Source organism: Paenibacillus sp. 102 (assembly GCF_039549175.1).
GTDB lineage: Bacteria > Bacillota > Bacilli > Bacillales > Bacillaceae_G > Bacillus_A.
Map to the genome: position 1 here is coordinate 38,902 of NZ_JBCGHT010000017.1, position 16,997 is coordinate 55,898.

The 16,997-nt window shown below is 35.9% G+C and carries 15 protein-coding genes; 11 read left to right on the forward strand and 4 right to left on the reverse strand.

Translation table 11 applies throughout. From position 1 onward, the window contains the following. Positions 1-6: 6 nt before the first annotated feature. The 4 genes from lplA to AAIE21_RS23980 all read left to right on the forward strand — a co-directional run bounded on the left by lplA (position 7) and on the right by AAIE21_RS23980 (position 4,354). The gene (gene lplA, locus AAIE21_RS23965; RefSeq protein WP_343269063.1) at positions 7-996 is read left to right on the forward strand and encodes a lipoate--protein ligase; all 990 of its coding nucleotides are present in this window, start codon (positions 7-9) and stop codon (positions 994-996) included. A gap of 209 nt (positions 997-1,205) precedes the next feature. Then, positions 1,206-2,738 carry a fatty acid--CoA ligase family protein gene (locus AAIE21_RS23970; protein WP_343269064.1) on the forward strand — a complete coding sequence of 511 codons (1,533 nt, stop codon included), beginning with the start codon at positions 1,206-1,208 and terminating at the stop codon, positions 2,736-2,738. A 126-nt stretch (positions 2,739-2,864) separates the two neighbouring features. Beyond that, complete coding sequence (locus AAIE21_RS23975) at positions 2,865-3,113, forward strand: hypothetical protein (RefSeq protein ID WP_343269065.1); 249 nt, start codon at positions 2,865-2,867, stop codon at positions 3,111-3,113. A 131-nt stretch (positions 3,114-3,244) separates the two neighbouring features. Beyond that, entirely contained in the window at positions 3,245-4,354 is a 1,110-nt protein-coding gene (locus tag AAIE21_RS23980) for a metallophosphoesterase (RefSeq protein ID WP_343269066.1), read from the forward strand. 42 nt (positions 4,355-4,396) lie between these two features. Here AAIE21_RS23980 and AAIE21_RS23985 read toward each other — a convergent pair whose 3' ends face one another. Beyond that, a complete protein-coding gene (locus AAIE21_RS23985) occupies positions 4,397-5,530 on the reverse strand; it encodes an anti sigma factor C-terminal domain-containing protein (protein ID WP_343269067.1) in 1,134 nt (377 codons plus the stop codon). Between the two features lie 5 nt (positions 5,531-5,535). Continuing rightward, on the reverse strand, positions 5,536-6,021 hold the full coding sequence (locus tag AAIE21_RS23990) for an RNA polymerase sigma factor (RefSeq protein ID WP_343269068.1): 486 nt from the start codon (positions 6,019-6,021) through the stop codon (positions 5,536-5,538). Positions 6,022-6,157: 136 nt separating this feature from the next. Here AAIE21_RS23990 and AAIE21_RS23995 point away from each other — a divergent pair, with 136 nt between their 5' ends. The 6 genes from AAIE21_RS23995 to AAIE21_RS24020 all read left to right on the forward strand — a co-directional run bounded on the left by AAIE21_RS23995 (position 6,158) and on the right by AAIE21_RS24020 (position 13,277). Then, a complete protein-coding gene (locus AAIE21_RS23995; protein ID WP_343269069.1) occupies positions 6,158-7,066 on the forward strand; it encodes an AraC family transcriptional regulator in 909 nt (302 codons plus the stop codon). A 371-nt stretch (positions 7,067-7,437) separates the two neighbouring features. Beyond that, positions 7,438-8,613, forward strand: a complete 1,176-nt coding sequence (locus AAIE21_RS24000) for an ROK family transcriptional regulator (RefSeq protein ID WP_343269070.1) — start codon at positions 7,438-7,440, stop codon at positions 8,611-8,613. A 5-nt stretch (positions 8,614-8,618) separates the two neighbouring features. Further along, positions 8,619-9,623, forward strand: a complete 1,005-nt coding sequence (locus AAIE21_RS24005; RefSeq protein ID WP_343269071.1) for an asparaginase — start codon at positions 8,619-8,621, stop codon at positions 9,621-9,623. 23 nt (positions 9,624-9,646) lie between these two features. Continuing rightward, positions 9,647-11,275, forward strand: coding sequence for a peptide ABC transporter substrate-binding protein (locus AAIE21_RS24010; protein WP_343269072.1), 1,629 nt, complete (start codon positions 9,647-9,649; stop codon positions 11,273-11,275). Positions 11,276-11,337: 62 nt separating this feature from the next. Then, positions 11,338-12,750, forward strand: coding sequence for a dipeptidase PepV (gene pepV, locus AAIE21_RS24015; protein WP_343269073.1), 1,413 nt, complete (start codon positions 11,338-11,340; stop codon positions 12,748-12,750). A 206-nt stretch (positions 12,751-12,956) separates the two neighbouring features. Beyond that, the gene (locus AAIE21_RS24020) at positions 12,957-13,277 is read left to right on the forward strand and encodes an asparaginase (RefSeq protein ID WP_343269074.1); all 321 of its coding nucleotides are present in this window, start codon (positions 12,957-12,959) and stop codon (positions 13,275-13,277) included. Between the two features lie 51 nt (positions 13,278-13,328). On the opposite strand, the gene AAIE21_RS24025 is transcribed toward AAIE21_RS24020, so the two are convergent. Together AAIE21_RS24025 and AAIE21_RS24030 are read right to left on the reverse strand one after the other, a co-directional pair. Then, on the reverse strand, positions 13,329-15,089 hold the full coding sequence (locus AAIE21_RS24025) for a sensor histidine kinase (protein ID WP_343269075.1): 1,761 nt from the start codon (positions 15,087-15,089) through the stop codon (positions 13,329-13,331). A gap of 9 nt (positions 15,090-15,098) precedes the next feature. Then, the gene (locus AAIE21_RS24030) at positions 15,099-15,803 is read right to left on the reverse strand and encodes a response regulator transcription factor (RefSeq protein WP_343269076.1); all 705 of its coding nucleotides are present in this window, start codon (positions 15,801-15,803) and stop codon (positions 15,099-15,101) included. 141 nt (positions 15,804-15,944) lie between these two features. Here AAIE21_RS24030 and AAIE21_RS24035 point away from each other — a divergent pair, with 141 nt between their 5' ends. After that, the gene (locus AAIE21_RS24035; RefSeq protein WP_343269077.1) at positions 15,945-16,772 is read left to right on the forward strand and encodes a CPBP family intramembrane glutamic endopeptidase; all 828 of its coding nucleotides are present in this window, start codon (positions 15,945-15,947) and stop codon (positions 16,770-16,772) included. Positions 16,773-16,997 lie beyond the last annotated feature (225 nt).

A 16,997-nucleotide genomic window follows, 5' to 3' on the forward strand; every position in this document is an offset into this window, starting at 1 on the left:
GATACGATGTTATTTATTGATAATAAAGGGATTACAGATCCTACGATTAACTTAGCAATTGAAGAATATTGCGTGAAAAATTTAGATATTGATGAAACGTACCTTTTATTCTACATTAACGAACCTTCCATTATCATTGGAAAAAACCAAAACACAGTAGAAGAAATTAATGCTGATTATGTAAAAGAAAAAGGGATTCATGTTGTAAGACGCTTATCAGGTGGCGGCGCAGTATATCATGATTTAGGAAACTTAAACTTCAGTTTTATTACGAAAGATGATGGCGATAGTTTTCATAACTTCAAAAAGTTCACAGAGCCTGTTACGAAAGCTCTTGGGAAATTAGGTGTAAATGCAGAGCTTAGCGGTCGTAATGACATTTTAGCTGAAGGTAGAAAAATTTCAGGTAATGCGCAGTTTTCAACGAAAGGCCGTATGTTTAGCCACGGTACATTACTATTTGATTCTGAAATCGATCACGTTGTGTCGGCGCTGAAGGTGAAGATGGATAAGATTCAATCAAAAGGAATTAAGTCAATCCGTAGCCGAGTAGCGAATATTACGGAATTTTTAAATGAAAAAATGACAACAGAAGAGTTTAAAGAGCTTCTTCTTGCGACGATTTTTGAAGGGGAAACAGAAATTCCAACATACGAATTAACAGAAGAAGATTGGAAAGAAATCTACAAAATTTCTGAAGAACGTTATCGTAATTGGGATTGGAACTACGGGAAGTCTCCGAAGTTCAACTTACAACATTCACACCGTTTCCCGGTTGGACAAGTTGATGTTCGCCTAGAGGTAACAAAGGGAACGGTGACTGAATGTAAAGTATATGGTGATTTCTTCGGCGTCCTAGATGTTCATGATATTGAGGAGCGTTTAATAGGCGTACAGTTCGACAAAGAAGCCTTTGCCGCAGCTCTAGAAGACGTGGATGTAAAACGTTACTTTGGTAATATAACAAATGAAGATTTCTTAGCTTTATTCTTCTAGAAGGGAAAAACAGTCATATTTTATGTATGACTGTTTTTTATTTTGTTGCAAAAAAACGCATAAATACAATGGTATAGCTTCTCATTGAAAAATGAATGAATGCTCATTTATATGCGAGTATTTGAATGTTACTTGCTACTTGAATTTTCTTTTAATATAATGTATTTAGAATTTTTAAATTTTCTAAATTTTATAAAGGTGGGATTTGTGTGAATCTCGTTCAATCTTTGGCTGAAACAGCAAAAAAGAAAGGGGAGAAACCGGCTTATATATTTATGGATCAGTCGGTCTCATATGACCAATTAAATAAAATGGTCACACGGTTTTCTAGTAATTTAGCAAAAATAGGCATTGGAAAAGGGGACAATGTCGCATTAGTTGTTGGTAATTCACCACATTTTTTAGTTGGTTTATATGGAACGATGAAAGCTGGAGCAACTGTCATTCCAATTAATCCAATTTATACAGCAGATGAAATGCATTATATTTTGCAAAATGGAGATGTAAAAACAATCATCATACTCGACGTTCTTCTACCTGTTATACAATCTCTTACAACAAGACTTCCTTCTCTCGAACATATCATCATATGCGAAACCTCATCAGATTTCAATCATACAGAAACCGAAAAAATGAAAACGTTTACTAGTCTTATAGCAACCGGTGACCTATCTTATGAAGGCCCTACGTTAGATGAAGAAGACGTAGCTGTTATTTTGTATACTTCAGGAACAACTGGAAAGCCAAAAGGAGCTATGCTTACACATAAAAATTTATATAGTAATGCTGGAGATGTAGCGTCGTATTTACAATATACTGCGGACGATCGCATTGTTGCGGCACTTCCAATGTTCCATGTGTTTTGTTTAACAGTTGCCGTGAATGCCCCAATTGTTAATGGTGCAACGATTTTAATGTTACCAAAGTTTAGTCCGAAAGAAGTATTTCGTATTTGTCGTACATATGAGCCGACAATCTTTGCTGGGGTACCGACAATGTATAACTATTTATATTTATTTGAGGAAGCAAGCGCAGACGATGTTAAGACACTTCGTCTATGCATTTCTGGCGGAGCTTCTATGCCTGTTGCGCTTCTGAAAAACTTTGAAAATCGCTTTAATGTTATTGTTTCAGAAGGATATGGATTATCAGAAGCTTCACCAGTAACTTGTTTTAACCCGCTAGATCGCCCACGTAAACCAGGATCAATTGGAACGAATATTTGGCATGTAGAAAATAAAATTGTGAATGAGCTTGGGGAAGAAGTGCCTGTAGGCGAAGTTGGTGAATTAATTGTTCGCGGTCCGAATGTAATGAAAGGTTACTATAATGCACCTGAAGACACAGCGGCAGTGCTTCGCGATGGCTGGCTGTATACAGGAGACTTAGCGAGAATGGATGATGAAGGCTATTTTTATATTGTTGATCGTAAAAAAGACATTGTCCTTGTCGGTGGTTATAACGTATATCCTCGTGAAGTAGAAGAAGTATTATATCAGCACGAAGCAGTTGCGGAAGTTGTTGCGATTGGTGTCCCAGATGAAAACTTAGGAGAAGCTGTACGCGCCTATGTTGTTCTGAAGAATGAGGCGGTAACAGAAGAAGAGTTAACGCATTACTGCTCTTTACACCTTGCAAAATATAAAGTGCCAAAGAGCATCGAGTTTTTGGAGGAGTTGCCGAAGAATACAACGGGTAAATTGCTGAGAAGAGCGCTGAGAGAAAAGGCGTTACGAGTGTAATATACATTAAAAAACATACATCCTAGTATAAGGGTGTATGTTTTTTGTATTTCACATGAATTGACTAAGCTGTGAAGTCATATATTTAAACCGTATAAATTGTATATGAACGAGGAGGAGGGTTTTGTGAAGAGGAAAGAAATGCGCTTGCGCAAAGTACAACACCTTGTTTGTGACATTATGGATGAAATGCACGTGAAAAATGAAGCAAGGGATTTAGAAACTTTACAAAAGGTAATTGATCACCTTTCAGGAGCAATTGGTGATTTAGCGGATCCTTCTGGGACTTATTCATTAGATTATTTGGAGAAAAAAGTGAATCGTGCACATTCTTTATTGTTTCAGAATAAGAAAAAAGTACAATTATATTCTTAAATATAGGGAAATAAGAAACACTAGACAAATTGTTTAGTGTTTTTTATTTGTGAAATCTTGGGTAGTACATATGATTCGCAGTATGAAAAGGCTACAGGTTATAATAAAAGAAATAGAAAAGGAGGCACATTGTGAAGATTAGTCGATATTTCAATATAGTTACTATTTTCGTTTTATATACATTACTGATGTTTTACATCGGATGGAATGGATGGGTTTGGCTTCAAGCGACTTTCGGCTGGGAATCGTGGGGGTATTACGCCGTAGTCGTTGGATTATTTTCATATGCGTATTTAATTGTTCAAGTGTTCAAATTTCTGCCTTTCTTACGGACGATCGGTTCATATTGGTTTGCGGTCATACAATATGCTCTTATATTGGTACCACTCGCTGATATAGCGGTATTTATTTTACAACTATTCGCGCCGATAGATACAGTGATTATGTGGACAGGGATTGTGACCATTGGTGTATTTCTTTTCATATTCGGTTATGGAACATTTAACGCGTATAGCCCAGTTGTTCGAAAGTATGAAATTCACTTGCCGAAAGAAGCAAAAGGGCGTAAAGCGCTTCGCATTGCAATGGCTTCCGATATGCATTTTGGTAAACTGTCAGGCACTTCTCATTTGAAAAGATTAGTGCATCATGTAAATGAAATGAAGCCTGATATTATCTTGTTGCCAGGAGATATCATTGATGACCATCCAGGAGAATTTATTAAGAAAAATATGGGACAAGTGATGAAACAGATGCAGGCACCTCTTGGTGTGTATGGCGTACTCGGAAATCATGAATATTACGGCAGGGCAATTCCAGAGTTTCTGCAGGAGATGGATAAGATAGATATCCATATCATGTTAGATGAAGTCATCAAAGTTGCAGACAGTTTTTATCTCGTTGGAAGAAGAGATAAAACAGAGCGAAATCGAAAAAGTTTTGAAGAAATCATGAGTACAGTAGATAAATCAATGCCTGTTATCGCGATGGATCATCAGCCGTTTGAATTAAAACAGGCAGCGGAATCGGGCGTTGATTTATTATTGTCAGGTCACACGCATAGAGGACAAATGGCACCGAATCATTTGATTACACGAAGAATGTATGAACTGGACTGGGGATACTTGCAAAAGGAAACATTTCATGCGATTGTTTCTTCCGGATTTGGTTTTTGGGGGCCACCGCTACGGATTGGTAGTCGGTCGGAGGTTATTCAGATAGAGGTTACGTTTGGTGAATAGAGAAAAGGGAGCTACATTTTAGATAGGTAGTTCCCTTTTTTATTAACGATATCCACTTATAGGACGATCAAACCAATTCCAGGGCTCGATATCCCCAAGCGTGGCGAAACGGACATGAGGTGAATTTTTTAATTTTAATAATTCTTTTGATGGGCCAGTAATGACGATACCATATACTTTTACACCATTTTTTTTCACGTATTGATATCGTTTTTTCATATTTAATTCTTCTTTACTTTGCCAAGTCACTTTTTCAACCGTTTTTTCATGATTGGATAGAATACGCATCATTTCTAAGACTTCCTCTTCTTTTGTATTAAGTTTTTTTTCTTCAACATCAAGTCGACTTATAAAATCGGGGAATCCGAAATTTAATAGAGGAGAATCCTCTTCATTTCTTGTTTCTATCCCAGTATCTAAAGCATACCATACAGGGATTGGCGGCATTTCTTGTGCTTCAAATACGCTATAAAGAATGGGTTCTAACTCTTGCAATGTGTAAGCTTTATCAAAAGAAATCGCTAGTTCTGCTACGGTTCCTTCGTGTACTTTTTGCAATGCTTCCCATACCTTTGGGGAAGTTTCCTTGAAATGATCAGTTTGTTTCAGTTTAGGATGAACAAAGAAAAGGTTTTGTTCATATGCTGCTTCAGCCCACTGTTTTTCTACACGTATAGATGAGAAAAAACTATCAACTTGTAGGGTACCTAATTTGAATTCCTTCTTCCCCACTGTTTTTGCTAATTCCATATCACTATGTGTACGAAAGAAAGCCTTCACATTTGTACCACTACCGCGAACATGACTATTCGGAATTGTTGCTTGTAATGCCAGTGCTGGTACGTCTGTAACTTCTTTTAGTTTTTGTTCATTGTTTACTTGAAAATAAATAGAAGATAATATACCACCAATCATATATATCGCCATACAAACCGCAAGTAGAAAAGATAGAGTTTGCAAACGATGTTTCCATTTAATCTTCCAAAAAGGCACTTGAACATGAGAGACTGGTGGGAGTTTTTTCTTTGTTTTTTCTGCTTCTGCCAGCAATTTGTCTAAATGTGCTTCGCATATTGTACAAGTTTCAATATGGTTTTCTAATTCTTCTTGTTCTTCAGTTGTCATGGTATCTTGTTCATATTTCTTCCAAAGTTCTTTGTGTTGTTCACAAGTCATTTTTATCACTCCTTTGCTGATCGCATTTCTTTTCGGCCTCGATGCAGTTCGATTTTAACCTTCGCTAATGAAAAGTCGGTCATTTTTGCGATTTCTTCATAAGAGAATCCATAGTAATCTCTTAGTAAGAGAACATTTCGCCTGGCAATAGGAAGAGAAGCGAGACGCTCTAACCACTCTGTAATTTCATATTTTGTAAGATAGGCGTGTTCTGTACTTGGAACATCAGGTAAGTGAAAATCTTCTAGCATCGTTGTTTTTTGTTTTGTTTCTTTCCGCTTCCAATCAATAAAAGCATGGTAGGCGATTGTAAATAACCAAGGCCTAATTTCTTCACCTTTATAATAATCAATGTGGATAAGCATCCGATAAAAGGTTTCTTGCATCAAATCCTCTGCCGAGTGGAAGTGTCCTGTTAGGGAGAGAAGATAGCGAAAAAGGTCATGCATATGTTGTTTGTAAATTTGTTCAAGTGTTTGCTTGTTTTTCACTAATTTCCCTCCCTTCACTTATAACAACGAATTTCATTTATAAAAGTTACAAATTTCTGTAAAATAAAAGCAAAAAACGTCAAGAAAATAATTGTCTTCTCTTTTATCATAATACATATAAGGCAGGTGAACAGAGATGGAAAGCTATGAAACGCAAATTCAAAAAGCAATTGATTATATTGAAGAAGATGTAATGGAGAAACAAACATTAAGTGATTTGTCTCGTATTGCAGGATTCTCGGAGTATCATTTTCATCGCGTATTCCAAGCGTTAGTAGGTGACACTGTCATGGAGTATGTTCGGAAGAGGAGGCTAGCTCGGGCAGCTTATCAGCTTTCTCATACGGAAGAAAAAATTCTTGATATCGCATTAGAACATGGCTTTCAATCTCATGAAACGTTCATTCGAGCCTTTAAAAAGTTGTTTCAGATGACGCCAAGTAGCTACCGAAAGCAAGGAATTCAGACACCGATGTATTATAAAGCAAATGTGAAGCAGCGAAAGTTCAATCCATATTTAGGGGGAATACAAATGGAATTTCGTATTGAAAAAAAACCGGCTTTTTATGTAGCTGGATATGAGATGAAGACGTCTAATAAAGAAGGAAAAAACATTAAAGATATTCCAGTGTTCTGGGAACAGTATTTAAAAAATAATCTTGCGAGTAACATTACAAATCGTAAATATACTGACCAATATGTAGAGCTTGGAATGTGCACAGATTTCAATTTAGAAACAGGAGATTTCACGTATATTATTGGAATGGAAGTAACAAGTTTTGATGAGTTACCAAATGAATTAGCGCAGCGCACATTCCCCGAAGCAACGTATGCAGTATTTACAACGCCAAAAGTGCCGCATAAAGAAATGGTATCTTCCATTCAACAAACATGGCATGCGATTTTCTCAGAGTGGTTCCCGCATTCAGGGTATGAGCATGCAGGAGTGACAGAGTTTGAATTATACGATGAGCGTTGTCATGAGGATAAGAGTGAGTTTGCGCAAGTGGAGATTTGGTTGCCGGTGCAGAAGAAACAACAATAAGAAGAGAAAAGTTTCCTAGAATCTAGGAAGCTTTTTTTTGTATTAAGTCTAAAATCACTTGTACTAAACAAGTTGGTTAAATGACTCTTTTCCCGGCCGCGCAGTAGATGCTAATCTGTTGTTTCATTTCGAGCTCGTTCCACTTTGATGTTATCAAAGAATATGAGAAGTAAAGAATATTATATGAGACTTCATTTTAATTTGTTAGAATTTTAATAATATTGACAATATTAACTTTGGATTGGTAATATAGTAACACCGATGGAGAAAATAATGAAATAAAATGGGGGGAGTATTACTAATAGTATCGATTTTTGTGTGTTTTTCTCGTTTGTTTATAACATGGTGAAAATAATTTGTTAGGAGTAAATATGAAAAAGCATGATCAGGTTTTTATAAAATTACAAAATAAAAGTTGGGTATTGGATATTATTAAACATAAATCTCCTATATCAAGAGCTGATATTGCTAAGATAACAAGGATGAGTCCTACGTCGATTAGCCGCATTGTAAGTGAACTAGATCAACAAGGCCTTGTTAGAGAAACAGAACTAGTTACGTCCGGCGTTGGAAGAAAAGCTGTACTGTTAGATATTTGTAAAGATGCTTTATATACGATTGGTGTTGGAATTGATACGACTATAGTAAAAGTTGGAATTGTTAATTTTGCAGGTGAATTAATTGCTTCCGGTTTATTAGAGAGACAACCTGATGAGTCATATGAAGAAACTCTCCGCATTATTAGTTGTCATATAGAAGAACTGATTCAACAAGCAGGAGTATCAAGAGAAAAGATAATCGGATTAGGAGTTGGGCTGCCTGGCCTTATTGATCATAAAAATGGAATGGTTCTTTTATCAGCTCAATTAGGGTGGAAACAAGTTCAAATCAGCAAAAGGATCCAAGAACTTACAGGGTTTAAAGTGATCATTGATAACGAACTAAAAATGAAAACATTAGCAGAATATTTATGTGGTGCTGCCAAAGGTTCTAAAAAAGCAACTCTTATTGGGTTTGGAACTGGCGTAGGTTCGGCACTAATTATTAATGGTGAAATTTATCGAGGAGAAACAAATAGTGCAGGAGAAATAGGGCATACGGTTGTGGATCCTAACGGGAATGTTTGTGAATGTGGGAAAATTGGTTGCTTGCAAACCTATATAGCAGAGAATGCTTTATTATCAGAATCCAGAAAAGTTAAAAATATTTCTAACACTAACGAACTATTTGAAGCGATGAGAAATGGTGAGCCATGGGCTGTAAATATTATTGAAAGAGCTGGAACGTATATAGCTATTACGATTAGTAATGTGCTGTGTTTGTATAATCCAGAAACAGTTATTTTAAGTGGTAATTTAATAGAGAACTATCCAGAAATGCAACAATTAGTTAGCCAAAAATGTAATGTATTCATATGGGAACCGTTAAAATCCACATTTAAAATCACATTTTCACAGCTTGGGGAGCAAGGTGTGATGATTGGAGCGGCGATACAGGCTCGAAAAGAGTTTTTAGAATTAGAGAGTAATAGGATTGGAGATGAATAAGAAGAATGAAGTATGAGAATTTAGTGGAAGAAACAAGAGCTAATTTGCTTGAAAATATTCATGCTGGTGTAATATGTGGCGTTGATGAGAGAAGAGAAGTTAGATATCAGGTAGGCAGTGCGGAACATCAGACGTACTTCCGTTCCGCAGCGAAACCGATTCAAGCGTTGCCTGCTTTTCTTGTGGAAATTGATAGTAAGTATAAACTTACGAAGAGAGAATCGGCTTTACTTACAGCTTCTCATCGCGGAGAAACCTATCATATTGAAGCGCTGGAGACGATGAAAACAAAGTTGTCGATCAATGAAGACGAATTGTTTTGTCCGGCTTCTTATCCATTAAACGCGAAACCGAAGGAAGAGATGCTTAGAAAACATTTAAAGAAAAGAAAACTATATCACAACTGTTCGGGCAAACATATGGGATTTATAGCTGTATGCCGTGAATTAGGGTATCCGGTAGAAGGATATTGGAAAGCAGAGCATCCTCTTCAAATTAAAATACTGAATATTCTATCTTATTTAGCTGAATGCCCGCTTTCTGACATACATATTGGCACGGACGGATGTGGGGTTCCCGTATTTGCTATTCCGTTACGCAACATGGCAATTACGTATTTAAAGCTAGCATGCCCTCATTTAATTGATGATATTGCTTTGAGAAATGCGGTTGAGAGAATGACGAGTATTATGAATCAAGAATATAAAATAGTTGCTTCTGAAAACTTTATCTGTTCCGTTTTGTTAGAAGATCCAAATATTGTAGCAAAAGGTGGAGCGAAAGGTGTTTACTGCTTTGGCTTGAAAGAAGAGAAACTTAGTTTTGCATTAAAAGTGCTAGATGGTTCAGAAGATGTTTGGCCTAACATTGTTGCTTCCATCCTTGAGCAAATTCATTATGCAAATAAAGAAACAATTGCCCGGCTTCGAGCACTTCGCCCAACAATCATGAAAAGTGATGGAGGTATTGAAGTAGGCACTGTTCATGAAGTGTTTACGTTACACAAATAAAATAAAAGAAAAGGAGCATCAACATGCAGAAAGGATTGTTAATATCATCATCTGTTTTATTGGCTGGAAGCTTATTTTTAGGAGCTTGTAGTAAATCTAATACAGCATCTGAGACTCCGAAAACGAAAAAAAAGGAACAAATTTTAAATATAGCGGAAACAGCTGACATTTCGACATTAGATACAGGGAGAGCGAATGACACTACATCATTTAATGCGATAACTAATGTGATGGAAGGGCTATACAGAATGGATAAAGAAAACAATACTATTCCTGCCGTGGCGAAATCTGTCGATGTAAGTGAAGATAAAAAAACGTATACATTTCATTTGAGAGATGCAAAATGGTCTAATGGCGATTCGGTTACAGCATCTGATTTTGTATACGCATGGAAACGAGTGGTGGATCCGGAATTTGGAGCCTCCTACGCATTTATTATGTATGATATAAAAAATGCAAAGAAGATAAACAGCAAAGAGTTAGCAGTTGATCAATTAGGTGTTACCGCAAAAGATGATAAAACACTTATTGTTGAATTAGAGAATCCAGTACCATACTTTTTAGAGTTAACAAGTTTTGCGACGTATTTCCCGTTAAATCAAAAATTTGTGGAAGAGAAAGGGAAAGACTATGCGCTAAAGACAGAAAACATGCTATACAATGGTCCTTTTACAATTGCAGAATGGAAAGTGGAACAAGGCTATACATTAAAGAAAAATCCAAATTATTGGGATAAACAGCATGTAAAGCTTAACCAAATCAACGTAAACATTGTAAAAGACAGTTCGACAGCTGTGAATTTGTATGAAGCGGGGCAATTAGATCGTGTTCTTTTGACAGCGGAATTGGTAGATAAGTATAAAGATAGTAAAGAATTTAAGACAGAGGCAGATAACCGTTTGAACTTTATCCGGTTCAATCAGAAGGATAAAGTTATGGCAAATGAAAAGGTAAGAAAAGCAATAGATATGGCTTACAATAAAGAAGGCATTACGAATACGATATTGAATAACGGTTCTGTTCCAGCTTATTTTGTTGTTCCTAAAAAGTTTGTGAAAGGCCCTGATGGAAAAGACTTTAGAGAAGCAAACGGAGATTTTGACAAATATAATCCGAAAAAAGCCTCTCAATTATGGGAGGAAGCGAAAAAAGAGCTTGGAATGAAAGAAGTTACAATAGAATTTTTAAATTATGATGATGACGCTTCCAAAAAAATTAGTGAGCTAATTAAAGGTGAATTAGAAAAGAATCTTTCAGGGATAACAGTAGAAATTAAACAAATACCGAATAAACAAAAGTTGGAGCTAGAAGACAAGTTACAATATCAGTTTTCTCTAGGAGGTTGGGGCCCTGACTATCCAGACCCAATGACGTTCATTGATATTTTTGCAACAGGTAATGATTTCATTCAGATGGACTATAACAATCCTGAATATAAAGAAATTGTACAGAAAGGGAAGGACGGTTCTTTTGGTGTGAAAGAACGTTGGAAAGCGCTTCAAAAGGCTGAAAAACTTTTAATGGAAGATAGAGTAATTTCTCCTGTATACCAAAAGGGACGTGCTTATGTTCAAAAAACTTATGTAAAGAATGTTCATAAACTAACATTTGGCGCCGATTATGATTATAAAGAGGCGTATATTGAAAAATAAAAAATCAGATTCTCTTCGTATCGTTTCATGTATCATTGAATTTTTGAAAAGGGGCAGAGAAAATGAATGCAGTAAGCTGGAAAGATGAAGTGGAAAAGCGTCAACATTGTTTAATAGAAGATACTTGTCGTTTTCTTAAAATAAAGAGTGTGTTAGATGAAACAAGTATAAGCGAAAACGCGCCGTTTGGAGAAGGAATTCGACAAGCATTGGAGTTTTTGTTAGATAAAGGGCATGTCGACGGTTTTATAACGAAAAATGTGGATGGTTATGCAGGGCATATAGAAATTGGAGAAGGGAAGGAGTTAGTTGGTATTCTATGCCATATTGATGTTGTTCCAGAAGGAGAAGGATGGACAACGCCTCCTTACAGTGCTGATATAAGGGACAATAAAATTTATGCCCGCGGAGCATTAGACAATAAAGGGCCTGCAATGGCTATTTATTATGCGCTCAAAATCATAAAAGAGCTGCAACTTCCATTACGAAAAAGAATTCGTATGATTATTGGAACAGATGAAGAAAGTTCTTGGAAATGTGTTAAACATTACTTCAATCAAGAAGAGGTTCCATCTATGGGATTTGCTCCGGATGCCGCTTTTCCAATTGTTCATTCCGAAAAGGGTATTTGTAATTTTTATTTTTGTCAAGTTCATCAATATAAAGGTGCAGAAAATTCGCTATTACAATTGATTCACTTTCGAGCAGGGGCACGTTTAAATATGGTTCCGGATTATGCTGAAGCTCTTATACAAAATGGGTTATACGGGGATATAGGAGAAATATACAGGGAATATATATCTTCTCACAATTTGGAAGGTTCTTTAGATGTTAAGGATGGGCATGTACTTCTAAAGTTGAGGGGAGTATCAGCTCATGGTATGGAACCAGAAACAGGGAAAAACGCCGGGTTATTTTTGCTTAAGTTTTTAAACACATTACCTTTGGATGAAAAAGCAATGGAATTCACAGAGTTTACCACAAAATATTTATTACGCGATTCTCGTGGGAAAGCGCTAGGAATCTCTCATCAAAATGAAGAAGCTGGGGATCTGACAATAAATATCGGTCAAATGTATTATTCGCAAGAAAAAGGGGGAACAATTGGAGCTAATCTGCGTTATCCGATTACTTGTGATATTGATAAGACGATCGCTAATATTAAAAATTTTGCTCATGCCATGCATTTTTCTGTAGAAAACATAGAGAATTCTTTTCCGCATTACGTAAAAAAAGATGCTAATATTATTCAAGTTTTACAACGTGTATATGAAGAATGGACAAAGCAACCTGCAAAGCTTCTTTCCTTGGGAGGAGCTACATACGCACGTTCCATTCCAAATGGTGTTGCATTTGGTCCATCCTTTCCTGGAGATCAAGAAGTAGCCCATCAAAAGGATGAATATATTGAAATCTCGCACTTGTTAAAACTTACTTCTATATATGTACATGCTATTTATGAATTAGCGAAATAGAAATGAATTGTACTTTCTAAACACATTGTGTGTATTAGGTTATAGGTATATTTAAAAAGATCCTTATATTAGCCGGAAATCAGAGTTTCCTGAATTAATGCTAGGAAACTCTGATTTTATTAGGTGAGAATGGGAACACCATCGTAATTGGTGTTCCTTTTTCAAGTTCATTTTCAATAGAAATCGTACCGTTGTGCACCCAAACAATGACGAGTATCCTGAATCAAGAATATGAGATGGTCGCTTCTGCAAACTTTATTTGTTCCACTTTGTTAGAAGACTCCAATATTGTAGCAAAAGAAGTTTCCTGCTTTGGATTGAAGAAAGAGAAGCTTGGTTTTGCTTTAAAAGTGTTAGACGGTTCCGAAGATGTATGGCCTAACATCGTTGCTTCTATTTTGGAACAAATTCATTATGGGAATAAAGAAACGATAGCTCGGCTTCGGGCACTGCGTTCAACAATCATGAAAAGTGATGGGGGTATTGAAGTAGGAGCTGTTCATGAGGTGTTTAGATTAGACAAATAAAGGATTGTTATGTATGAGCCTAACGACAAAAGAGCTTCCTAGATTTACATACTAGGAAGCTCTTTTGTCGTTAGACGAGAAAGGAAACACCATCGTAATAGTCGTCCCTTTCCCAATCTCACTTTCAATAGAAATCGTACCGTTATGCGCCAAAACAAGTTGTTTTGTGATCGCTAAGCCTAGGCCAGTTCCAGCATTATTTTCCTCTGTATTCGTACCACGATAGTATCGGTCGAATAAAAGTTCTTTCGTCTGTTCATCCATTCCTTTTCCATTATCAGAAATAGAAAGTGTGAAAGAGTGTTTATCCTGTCCAAGTCTTACAATCACATTTGTTGTTTCATTATTATGTTTTACTGCATTTGCTAGTAAGTTTTCAATGATGCGCTGGAACCATTTTTCTTCAATAGAATAATGAATGGCAATAGAACTAGGAACAAATTCTATGTTTTGATTTTGAAGTGTCGGGTTGTTAATAAATTGTAATAAGACTTTTTGAACAAATTGATTAATCTCGACTTCGGCATATTGAGAGGGTATCGCATTGTTTTTTAATTGATACGCTAAGCTTAAGTCATCAATTAATGTTGTCATATATTGAGATTTTTCTCTCATAACACGGCCAAATTCTTGAATGTCTTCATCAGTCCAGTTGTATTGTTTCGATTCTAATAAAAGAGAATAACCGTAAATGGAACTGAGTGGTGTTTTTAAATCGTGTGTAAGACCAGTAATCCATTCTTCCCGTGTTTGCTCAATAACCTTTCGGATTGACTCATTTTTTTTGAGTGTAATCGTGAGGTGCTCTAGCGCATTTGTTACATCTTTAAAAAGACGGAATGACCATTTTTCTTTACCGGAGCGCCGGAAACGAATTGGTTTTCCTTTTTTACTGACCGGTTCTTCGTATGTTCCACCAGCTATATTTTTGAGCCAGCGCATTGCATGCAATAGTGGCTTGCCAAATTTTCTTCCGTACCAAATAGAAAGAATAACTAGGTAGACAAACGCGATTAAAATAATAACGCCAAATCCTATGAAGATTTTTTTCGTTAATACATCTTCATTCATATCAGATGGATAATAGTAGTCATTTTTTACTGTTATAGTAAATAAGGTTTGATCTTCCGGATTATACAAACTCGAGATGTTTTCTTTATGATTCCAAGGTTCTTTTTCAGAAAGTACAGCTTGAATGGCTGAAAAGGATTTTCTTTTTGTTTTCGGGTAAGCAAAAATCTCTTCTCCCTTTGCGTTAAATATTTGTAGCGTAGCACCTTCTTTAGTAAGTTGTTTCTTTTCTTTTTCTGTTAAAGAAAAAGCAGCTGATAACGGTGAGCCGTGTTCTTGTTTTAGCTGTTGAAGTAAAGTGCTACTTTTTAACTCCCCACCATAAATTACAATTACCTCTTTCTCCTCTAATTCAATGTTCCAATACGTCAATTTGTAAGAAGTCTGTATTTGGTGCTGTAAATAAGCAACTAATGATGTTTTTGTATAAGAACCAGGAACATCTTCCGGAGTATTGAGGTCATAAAGTACTTTTCCATTTTCAGCAATGATTTGAAGCCAATCATTTTTGTCTTCAATCATTGCTTTTATTTCGGGGCTTACTGTAACGCGTCCGTTTTCTGAAGAAACGTATTGAGACATAGTAAAGTCATCAAACTCTGGAACATTTGGCTCATAAAGAGTCGTACTAAAAAGATGACCCAGGTAGACGAAAGCGATAATGACTGCAATGAGTAAAGTAAATAAGACAAAAATATGCTGGATAATAAATTGAATAATAAGCCTTCTACTTAAGTTCATAGTCTTCACCTACTTTGCAACAAACTTATAACCAAGTCCACGAATCGTTTTGATGTACTTCGGACTACTTGGATCAAGTTCAATTTTTTCTCGTAGTTTTCGAATATGAACCATAACGGTATTGTCATCACCATTATAGGCAGGAGCACCCCATACTTTTTCATATATTTCTTCTTTTGAAAATACGTAATTTGGATGTTCACAGAAAAAGAGTAGTAGTTGAAAGAGCTGAGCTGAACATTCCACAACTTTTCCATCTACTTTCAATTCCGCCGCATGTTTATCAACTTGAAACCTTCCAAATGAAACAAAGTGTGTTTCAGTGACGTGTTGCGAAATTTGCTTCATATGTCTTCGAAGCTGTGCTTTCATACGAGCGACAACTTCAAGCGGATTGAATGGTTTTGTAATATAGTCGTCTGCCCCATATAAGAAACCAGATACTTTATCTAAATCAGATGATTTAGCTGTTAGAAAGAAAATTGGACAGTCAGTTTTTTGACGGATAATTGGACAAATATCAAAACCGGATTGTCCTGGAAGCATGACGTCTAAAATCATTAAATCGTAATGATTTTGCTCCACTAAGAGTAAAGCTTCTTCAGCGGAAGTAGCCGTTGTAATATGGGAAAAACCTTCTTTTTGTAGAATCGTAGTCAATAGTTGTAAAATTGCTGTTTCATCATCAATAAGTAAAATATTTGCATGATACAATCTGAATCGCCCCCTATTTTCATCGAATATCATAACATTTTCTTGTAAGTTATGGGATTTTTAAGGAAAATTTAAGGTTTTCTTAGCTTAAAAATAAGATTGGAATGATATGATAAATGTAACATAGGGGAGGAGATGGGGATGAATCCGTTTTATTCGATGCGAGCCAGGTATTTTTTGATTGTATATACACTACTTATTTTGATTGAACGTATAAGTAAACAAGTGCTAGAAAATACATTTCATATATCACTTTCTTCTTTTACAAGCATACTTGTACTATACGTATTCCCAGCCGTTTGGCTATTCTATCAATGTAAGCGTCATTGTGTTCCGTTTACTATATTTATGAATAGAAGAGAATCATTTAATCTTATGCAAGTTTTGATGATTACAGGAATGCTATGCTTGTTTAGTTATGGATACCTCGTATTATATATGTATAGCTTTACGTGGATCACACCAAATTTTATTATAGATATATTAAATGAACCTATTATAGGTAATACGGGTGGATACATATATCAATATATAATCATCGTTTTGGTAGCTCCCATTATATGTGAATTTGTATTTAGAGGTTTTTTATTCCAGCGTCTTGCAGCGAAATGGGGAACAGGGAAAGGGATGATCGTTGCAGCGCTTCTCTTTGGTTGCTTCCATATTGATTTTCTCGGTGCTGTCGTGTTTAGTATTGTTCTAACAATTGTATACATGCGGACGAAAAGTTTACTTATGCCCATCACTATTCATATGTTAAATAACGCTACTGTACTTATTACATCTTTTATGGTCAGTAAAGAAGAAAAGATGAGCCTTGCAGATTTTTCTACGTATACACCATTTTTAACAGGACTTATTATCTTTATCATTGGATTAAATTTCGTACTTGTCTTTTTGTTTATGAATCGTCGTTATATGAGTAAAGAGGTGCCGGTAGTATATACGAATAAAGTGAGAGAGTTATAGTTTAGAGAACATAGAATTTATTGAATAAAGAAAAAATAAAAGAGATATACACCCTTTCTTTTTAGATGGGAGAGAGACTCCGTCTATGGATAGAAGCGGTCAGAGCCTATTTTAGCCCCATGCCGCGTGAAAACAAAGAGAAAAAACGAGTGCAGGTCACCTTTTGTTTTCATAGCAGCGATTTATATGTTGGAAAATCAAACAAGATTTATATAGAAAGGAGTG

Bases quoted from the DNA above. Each gene is read 5' to 3' on its own strand.
- AAIE21_RS24000 (WP_343269070.1), top strand. From the start codon at position 7,438: ATGAAAAAGCATGATCAGGTTTTTATAAAATTACAAAATAAAAGTTGG.
- AAIE21_RS24020 (WP_343269074.1), top strand. From the start codon at position 12,957: ATGACGAGTATCCTGAATCAAGAATATGAGATGGTCGCTTCTGCAAAC.
- AAIE21_RS23995 (WP_343269069.1), top strand. From the start codon at position 6,158: ATGGAAAGCTATGAAACGCAAATTCAAAAAGCAATTGATTATATTGAA.
- AAIE21_RS24025 (WP_343269075.1), bottom strand. From the start codon at position 15,089: ATGAACTTAAGTAGAAGGCTTATTATTCAATTTATTATCCAGCATATT.
- pepV (WP_343269073.1), top strand. From the start codon at position 11,338: ATGAATGCAGTAAGCTGGAAAGATGAAGTGGAAAAGCGTCAACATTGT.
- AAIE21_RS24005 (WP_343269071.1), top strand. From the start codon at position 8,619: ATGAAGTATGAGAATTTAGTGGAAGAAACAAGAGCTAATTTGCTTGAA.
- AAIE21_RS23985 (WP_343269067.1), bottom strand. From the start codon at position 5,530: ATGACTTGTGAACAACACAAAGAACTTTGGAAGAAATATGAACAAGAT.
- lplA (WP_343269063.1), top strand. From the start codon at position 7: ATGTTATTTATTGATAATAAAGGGATTACAGATCCTACGATTAACTTA.
- AAIE21_RS24010 (WP_343269072.1), top strand. From the start codon at position 9,647: ATGCAGAAAGGATTGTTAATATCATCATCTGTTTTATTGGCTGGAAGC.
- AAIE21_RS24035 (WP_343269077.1), top strand. From the start codon at position 15,945: ATGAATCCGTTTTATTCGATGCGAGCCAGGTATTTTTTGATTGTATAT.